At 70.4% G+C, this 6,483-nt stretch carries 7 protein-coding genes; 1 reads left to right on the top strand and 6 read right to left on the bottom strand.

Going from position 1 to position 6,483, the window contains the following annotated elements; all coding sequences use genetic code 11:
- Window positions 1–237 precede the first annotated feature (237 nt).
- Complete coding sequence (locus AVMA1855_RS12315) at window positions 238–936, bottom strand: response regulator transcription factor (RefSeq protein ID WP_284425915.1); 699 nt, start codon at window positions 934–936, stop codon at window positions 238–240.
- A gap of 309 nt (window positions 937–1,245) precedes the next feature.
- Between AVMA1855_RS12315 and AVMA1855_RS12310 the strand changes: the two genes are divergently transcribed.
- Window positions 1,246–1,719 carry a hypothetical protein gene (locus AVMA1855_RS12310; protein ID WP_284425914.1) on the top strand — a complete coding sequence of 158 codons (474 nt, stop codon included), beginning with the start codon at window positions 1,246–1,248 and terminating at the stop codon, window positions 1,717–1,719.
- Window positions 1,720–1,731: 12 nt separating this feature from the next.
- Here the strand turns inward: AVMA1855_RS12310 and AVMA1855_RS12305 are convergent, their stop codons facing one another.
- From AVMA1855_RS12305 to AVMA1855_RS12285, 5 genes are all read right to left on the bottom strand, one after another.
- Window positions 1,732–2,781, bottom strand: a complete 1,050-nt coding sequence (locus AVMA1855_RS12305; RefSeq protein ID WP_284407931.1) for a serine/threonine protein kinase — start codon at window positions 2,779–2,781, stop codon at window positions 1,732–1,734.
- Window positions 2,774–4,219 (bottom strand): bifunctional serine/threonine-protein kinase/universal stress protein, encoded by a 1,446-nt coding sequence (locus tag AVMA1855_RS12300; protein ID WP_284425913.1) that lies wholly within the window; start codon window positions 4,217–4,219, stop codon window positions 2,774–2,776. Before AVMA1855_RS12300 ends, AVMA1855_RS12305 begins: the two co-directional genes overlap by 8 nt.
- 34 nt (window positions 4,220–4,253) lie before the next feature.
- On the bottom strand, window positions 4,254–5,012 hold the full coding sequence (locus tag AVMA1855_RS12295; protein ID WP_284425912.1) for a metallophosphoesterase family protein: 759 nt from the start codon (window positions 5,010–5,012) through the stop codon (window positions 4,254–4,256).
- Window positions 5,013–5,373: 361 nt separating this feature from the next.
- Window positions 5,374–5,790 carry an organic hydroperoxide resistance protein gene (locus AVMA1855_RS12290; RefSeq protein ID WP_284402862.1) on the bottom strand — a complete coding sequence of 139 codons (417 nt, stop codon included), beginning with the start codon at window positions 5,788–5,790 and terminating at the stop codon, window positions 5,374–5,376.
- A gap of 95 nt (window positions 5,791–5,885) precedes the next feature.
- Entirely contained in the window at window positions 5,886–6,359 is a 474-nt protein-coding gene (locus AVMA1855_RS12285) for a MarR family winged helix-turn-helix transcriptional regulator (RefSeq protein WP_284407935.1), read from the bottom strand.
- Between the last annotated feature and the right edge of the window lie 124 nt (window positions 6,360–6,483).

Below are 6,483 nucleotides of genomic sequence, written 5' to 3'. Positions count from 1 at the left end.
TACCTGATCCACCACCGCCAGCTTAAAGGCCAGTGTGTAGTCCTTCTGCGTTCTCTTAACCCATTGATCCACTTGACTTTCCTTTCTGATGAACAGAAAGGTGTCAACCTCATTCAGGACGGGTCACCCCAAGGAAAAAGGGCGGTCCCGAATGAGGGACCGCCCTTTTTTTGATGGATGGCGGGTCAGGGCGCTGAGAGGGGCGTCGGCGCGTGCCGCCGGCGCTGGCGCGCAGGGTCAGGCGGACTGCGTGACATCGACCACGTCCAGGCGGTAGCCCATGCCATACACCGCGTTGACGACATAGCCGTTCTCTGGGGACAGGGCCAGCTTGTTGCGCAGCCGCGAGACGTGCGTGTCCAGCGAGCGCGAGGGCACGTCCTGCACCTCGCTCCAGACGCTCTGGCGCATGTGCTCACGCGACAGCAGGCGGCCCGCGTTCTGGAACATGAACAGCGCCAGGTCGTATTCCTTGTTCTTCAGGTCCACGGCCGTGCCGTCCATCCACAGCGTGCGCGTCTTGGGCTCGAAGCGGTAGCGGCCGAAATCGAGCGTGCGCGACACCGTGGACGGGTACGCCCGGCGCAGCAGCGCCGCGGTGCGGGCCATGAGTTCGCCCATGCGGATGGGTTTGGTCATGAAGTCGTCGGCGCCGCAGTTGAGCGCCTCGACCACGTCCTGCTCGGCATTGCGGCGCGTCACGAACAGGATGGGCATCTGCGGCGCCAGGCCGGCGCGCAGGGTGCGCACCACTTCCATGCCGCTCATGTCGGGCAGGTGCCAGTCCACGATCAGCAGATCGAAGGTCTCGGTCCGCAGCGCCCTGAGCAGGCTGGTGCCCTCGGTGAAGGGGTGGAACAGGTGCCCCGCATGTTCGACAGAGGCCTGGATCAGCTCCATCAGGATCGGGTCGTCGTCAAGGGCAGCGATACGCATGGGGCACCAGCAAACGGCAAAGGCAATGGAATACGGATCGCCGGTGGGACGCGGCGAGGTGCCGAAACTACCTTTTAATTTCGCTATCGGTTGGAATGTGAAAATTGTTGACAGTTATCGCGGGGCACGGTGCTGGTTTTGTGGCATCGGCACGTCGGCGACCTGCGGATGCACCCCGCCGGTGCCGCGCGGCCGGGCCTTCGCCAGCAGGATTTCGTTTGCCACCGATGCGTTTCGCTTCGGGGTGCGCCGGCGCGACAAGGGCCGCGAGCATCGCGGGCTTCACAAGAAAAAGGGGAGGACACAACCATGGGCAATTGCATCGGCGCCGCCGGCGCGAGCGCGTCCGTTCACCACCGTCAGGGCGACGGCCCGGCCGATACCCGCGCGCGGGGCGAAGCACCGGCGCCACCGGCTGCGTTCGGGGTGGACGAGGCACTGGCGGGCCTGCGGGCCCGCGAACACCGGATCGATGGACTGCTGGGCCCGCGCACCGGCGCGCTGCCCGCCCCGCCCGAGCGCCGGGCCCTCGAGATCGGCCGCAACCAGGTGCGGTCGTCGGCCTGGGGCCTGCAGGAGGTGCGCCAATCCCTGGACCACCCGGAGGCGCCGCACATGCGCCTGGGGGCCGATCCCGCGCAGGCGGCGCGGTTGATGGCCGCCGGGGCCACGCGGCTGGCCGGGGAGATCGACGCCGTCATCGAGCGCGGCAAGGAGTCCGCCAAGGACCAGCGGGTTCTGGCAGGCGCGGACCCACTCATGCTCTCCCCGCACGCCCGCTGAGGGCCGCCGCTGTCAGGCCGACAGCGGCGCTTCCTGCATCGCCTCCATCTGCTCGCGCAGCATGTCCACCTGCCCGCGCCAGTAGTCGCTGCTGCCGAACCAGGGGAAGTTGATCGGAAAGATCGGGTCGTTCCAGCGGCGCGCCAGCCAGGCGCTGTAGTGGATCAGCCGCAGCGTGCGCAGCGGCTCGATCAGGGCCAGCTCGCGCCGGTCGAAGGGGCGGAACTGCTCGTAGCCGTCCAGCAGCGCGGACAGCTGCACGGTGCGCTGGCGGCGGTCGCCGGACAGCAGCATCCACAGGTCCTGCACGGCCGGGCCGGTGCGCGCGTCGTCCAGGTCCACGAAGTGCGGGCCGCCGCCGGGCCGGTCGGTGGGCGTCCACAGCACGTTGCCGGGGTGGCAGTCGCCGTGCAGGCGCAGCGGGCGCGCATCCTTCAAGGCAAACGTGCCGCCTGCCGGGGTATTCCATGCACTTTGTGCTATTAATTCAATAGCATCCTCGCAGGCGCTGCGCCAGGCCGATTGCTGGTCCAGCGGGATGATCTCCTCGGCCAGCAGCCAGTCGTGCGGCTCCTGCGCGAAGGTGGCCGCGTCCAGCGCCGGGCGCAGCGCGAAGGGCCGGGCCTCGCCCACGGTGTGGATGCGGGCGAGGAAGCGGCCGATCCACTCCAGCACCTCGAAGTCGTCCAGCTCGGGCGTGCGCCCGCCGCGCCAGGGGCTGACCGAGAACGCGAAGCCCGCGTGCTGGTGCAGCGTGCGGCCCTGCAGCACCAGCGGGGCGACCATGGGCACCTCGGCCTGGGCGAGTTCGGCGGCGAACGCGTGCTCTTCCAGGATCTGCGCATCGCTCCAGCGGCCCGGCCGGTAGAACTTGGCCACGACGCGGCTGCCGTCTTCCAGCGACACCTGGTACACGCGGTTTTCGTACGAGCCCAGGGCCATGAGGCGGCCGTCGCCGTACAGGTCCACGCTGGCGAGCGCGTCCAGCACGAGGTCGGGGGTGAGGGGCGCGTAGGGATGCGAGGAAGAAGAGGTGGGCTCGGTGCCGGGCAGGTTATCCATGGGGGGCATTGTCGCCCCCGGCCAGTTCGGTGAACGGCAACTGCTGCTTGACCAGGATGACAGTGCACGGCGCATCGCGCGCCACGCGAATCGGAATGGTGTCGATGAAGCGCTGCAGCGGCACGCCGTGCGTGGCCGCGCCCAGGATCATCACGCCCACGCGGTTGCCCTGGGCGTAGCGCACCAGGGCCTGGGCCACATCGCTCGCCTCGATCACCTGGTGGCTGGCGCTGTGGCCGGCCAGGTCGAGCCCGGCGGACCATTGGCGCAGGCGCACCAGGTGGCGGCGGTGCAGCGTGGTTTCGCTGCGCTCGCTGTCCGATGCGCTGCTGGCCGAGGGCGAGATCACGGTCACGCAGGCCAGCCGCGCCCCGGGGCGGATGCCCAGCGAGCGCGCCGCCGCCTGGCGCAGCGAGTACAGCGTGGCATCGCTCGCGTCCTCGCCCGGCACGGCCACCATGAGGATGGGCGCGGCCTCGATCTGGCGCGCCGGCAGCGGGCTGGGCTGGTAGTGCATGCCCGCCGCCTTGAGCCAGCGGCGCAGGTGCGCCCGCACGCCCGGCCCGCGCAGGCGCCGGCCGCGCTCGGTGACCGGCACCTGCCCGGGGTGCGTCAGGTCGAAGGCCAGGTGCGCGGCCGACGGGTAGCGCTGCGCCGCCTCGGGCTCCAGGCAGCGCAGGATGATCTCCTGCAGCCACTCGGGCACCTGCGGCTGGTGGCGCCGGGGCGGTGCGGGCGTCATCCACAGCCGTTGGCGCAGGCCGCCGCGTGTGGTGGGCGCGCCGAAGGGCAGCTCGCCCGTGGCCAGTTCGTACAGCATCACGCCGATGGCGAAGAGGTCGCTGCGCAGGTCGCCGCGCACGCCCACCACTTGCTCGGGCGCGATCCAGGCGGGCGAGCCCACTGCCTCGCGCATCTCCTCGGCCAGCAGGTCGGGGTAGTGGGCGTGGCACGAGAGGCCGAAATCCAGCAGCACCGCGCTGCCGTCCGCGCGCAGCAGCACGTTGGCGGGCTTGAGGTCGAGGTGGCACACGTTCTGCTGGTGCAGGCTGTGTGCGGCGTGCGCCATGGCCGCGCCCAGGCGGGCCACGGTGGTGGCGTCCGGCGGCTGCGGCAGGTCCAGCCAGTGCTGCAGCGTGTGGCCTTCGATGTATTCCATCACCAGGTAGGGCAGCCGGGCCAGGTCGCCCGCGGCGACGAAGCGCGGCACGTGGCTGCCGCTCAGCGTGGGCAGGATCTGCAGTTCCACCTCGAAGCCGACGATGGTCTCGGCGCCGTCGCCCGCCGTCATGCGCGGGATCTTCATCGCCAGCGGAAAGCCCGCGTCGCGCGCGGCGCCCGCATAACCCACGCGATAAACGTGCGCCATGCCGCCCGCGTGCAGGCATTCGTGCACGACGAAGCCGTCCACCTCGGTGCCGGGCGCGAGCAGCTTCATGCAGCGCTCCGGGCGGGCCGCGCGATGGCCGCGCTCAACGCCCCAACTCCAGCCGGTCGGCGAAGAACGCAGGCAGGCCGGCGGCGCGCACGGCGGCCGCGGCCGCGGCATGGTCGTAGGGCACGCGGTGGAAGGTGACCGTCGCGGCGTGGTCGTCGAACAGCGCATACATGGCGCGCACGTCGCGGTCGCGCGGCTGGCCCACGGAGCCCGCGACGCCCAGCCACTGGCGGTGCGGCGGCACCGGCACGGGCACGCCGGGCTGCGGCGCAAAGCGCATCAGCTTGGCGGTGGGCGTGAGGAAATACAGCGCCTGCTCGTGCACGTGGCCGCAAAACACGTAGCGGATGGCGGGGTCGAGCTGGCTGGCCGCGGCCATGCTGCGCTCGGCCGCGCCCGCGTCCTGCACGTAGTGCCAGTGGCTGGGCTGGTCGGCGCTGGCATGCACCAGCAGCGTGTTCGCACCCAGGCGGCGCGTGAGCGGCAAGGTGGCCAGAAAGGCGCGGTGTCGGGGCGACAGCTGCGCATGCGTCCACTGCGCGCTCTGGTCGCCCATCTGGGTGGGCGCTGCGGGCGGCTCCAGCGCCGCGACGTCGTGGTTGCCCAGCACGCAGGGCGCGCCCTGGGCTGCCAGGGCCATCGCCTGTTCGACCACAGCCACGGGATCGCCGCCGTAGCCCACCAGATCGCCCAGCAGCGCGAACTGCTCGGCGCCCTGGGCGCGGGCATGCGCCAGGCAGGCATCGAGGGCATGGCGATTGGCGTGGATGTCGGCGAGCAGGGCGATCTTCATGGCGGACGCGGCGGGGGCGCGAGGCTGGGGTCAAGGGTGCGAAAAGGCATCGGCCCGCGGGGGCGGGGCCGCCTGCGATGATGGCTCCGAATGGTGCCATTGGCGGGGGTGAGTGCGCGGGAAGCGCAAAAAAGGTGCCATCGCGCGGGTGTCGCGGCGTGCATCGCTGCCGGGTGTCGCTGCGGCGCCCCGCTGGCGCCCGCTTCGATGGAGCGATTCGCTATATTTTTAGTAGCGACCGAGGCAGATGAAACCCCGGCATCGCGGCCATCAGGCCATGAAGGCGTACCGGGCCCCACGCAAAAAGCCCCCCGGCCGCGTCGGATCGCGGCCGGGGGGCTTTTTTTCAGGCCGATGCCGATCAGGCCAGCGTGATCGTCACGTCGATGTTGCCGCGCGTGGCGTTGGAGTAGGGGCAGACCTGGTGCGCGGCGTCCACCAGTTGCTGCGCCTGGGCGCGGTCCAGGCCGGGCAGGCTGACCTTCAGGCGAGCGGCGATGCCGTAGGCGTTGGGGATCTTGCCCAGATCGACTTCGGCGTCCACGGCCACGTCCTGCGGCACGGCGATCTTCAGCTGGCCGCCCACGGCCTTCAGCGCGCCGATGAAGCAGGCGGAATAGCCGGCGGCGAAGAGCTGCTCGGGGTTCGTGCCCGTGCCGCTGGTGCCGGGGGCGGAGAGCGTCACGTCCAGGCGTCCGTCATCGGTGCGCGAGGCGCCGTCGCGGCCGCCGGTGGTGTGGGCGCGGGCGGTGTAGAGGACTTGGTCGAGCGATGGCATGGTGATTCCTTTGCAGTGAATGCCCGCGGTGCGGGCGGTTGAGGGACAAAAAAGACAACGAAAGCGAGAACGAAAAAGCGGTGAGGACGGGGCTGCTAGCCGGAGCCGATCCGGCTGCGCAGCTGCTGCAGCTGCCGGGTCAGCGCGGTGAGTTCGGGGAGGGTGCACTGGCTGCTTTCCAGCACGCAGGCGGGAATGGCTTCAGCGCGGTCGCGCAGGGCCCGGCCGGCGGGGGTGAGCGTGGTGCGCACGCGGCGCTCGTCCTGCGCATCGCGCAGCCGCGTCACCAGGCCCGAGGCCTCCAGGCGCTTGAGCAGCGGGGTGAGCGTGCCGGAGTCGAGGAACAGGCGCTCGCCCAGTTCGGAGACGGTGATGCCGTCGCGCTCCCACAGCGACAGCATCACCAGGTACTGCGGGTAGGTGAGGCCGATGGACTCCAGCAGCGGCTTGTAGAGCTTGGTCATCGCCAGCGACGCGGAATACAGCGCGAAGCAGACCTGGTTGTCCAGCTGCAGCAGGGCGGGGCTGGGCGTGGAGACCGGGTGGGCGAGGGCGTCGGGGCGGGGCATGGGTTGGATTGTGATGCCCAATTAAATTGTGAGCAATTGAATTGGGCATCACCCCATCAGCGCTGGGGGCTTGACGTGCGGCGTGCAGGCGGCAGCGACGAATGGGTGTAGCGCGGGGCTGTGG

This window comes from Acidovorax sp. SUPP1855 (assembly GCF_030158955.1).
GTDB lineage: Bacteria > Pseudomonadota > Gammaproteobacteria > Burkholderiales > Burkholderiaceae_C > Paracidovorax.
Note: the sequence above shows the minus strand (reverse complement) of the source record. Positions and strands in the feature narration are given on the sequence as shown.

Bases quoted from the DNA above. Each gene is read 5' to 3' on its own strand.
- AVMA1855_RS12300 (WP_284425913.1), bottom strand. From the start codon at position 4,219: ATGAAGCTGCTCGCGCCCGGCACCGAGGTGGACGGCTTCGTCGTGCAC.
- AVMA1855_RS12305 (WP_284407931.1), bottom strand. From the start codon at position 2,781: ATGGATAACCTGCCCGGCACCGAGCCCACCTCTTCTTCCTCGCATCCC.
- AVMA1855_RS12290 (WP_284402862.1), bottom strand. From the start codon at position 5,790: ATGCCATCGCTCGACCAAGTCCTCTACACCGCCCGCGCCCACACCACC.
- AVMA1855_RS12315 (WP_284425915.1), bottom strand. From the start codon at position 936: ATGCGTATCGCTGCCCTTGACGACGACCCGATCCTGATGGAGCTGATC.
- AVMA1855_RS12295 (WP_284425912.1), bottom strand. From the start codon at position 5,012: ATGAAGATCGCCCTGCTCGCCGACATCCACGCCAATCGCCATGCCCTC.
- AVMA1855_RS12310 (WP_284425914.1), top strand. From the start codon at position 1,246: ATGGGCAATTGCATCGGCGCCGCCGGCGCGAGCGCGTCCGTTCACCAC.
- AVMA1855_RS12285 (WP_284407935.1), bottom strand. From the start codon at position 6,359: ATGCCCCGCCCCGACGCCCTCGCCCACCCGGTCTCCACGCCCAGCCCC.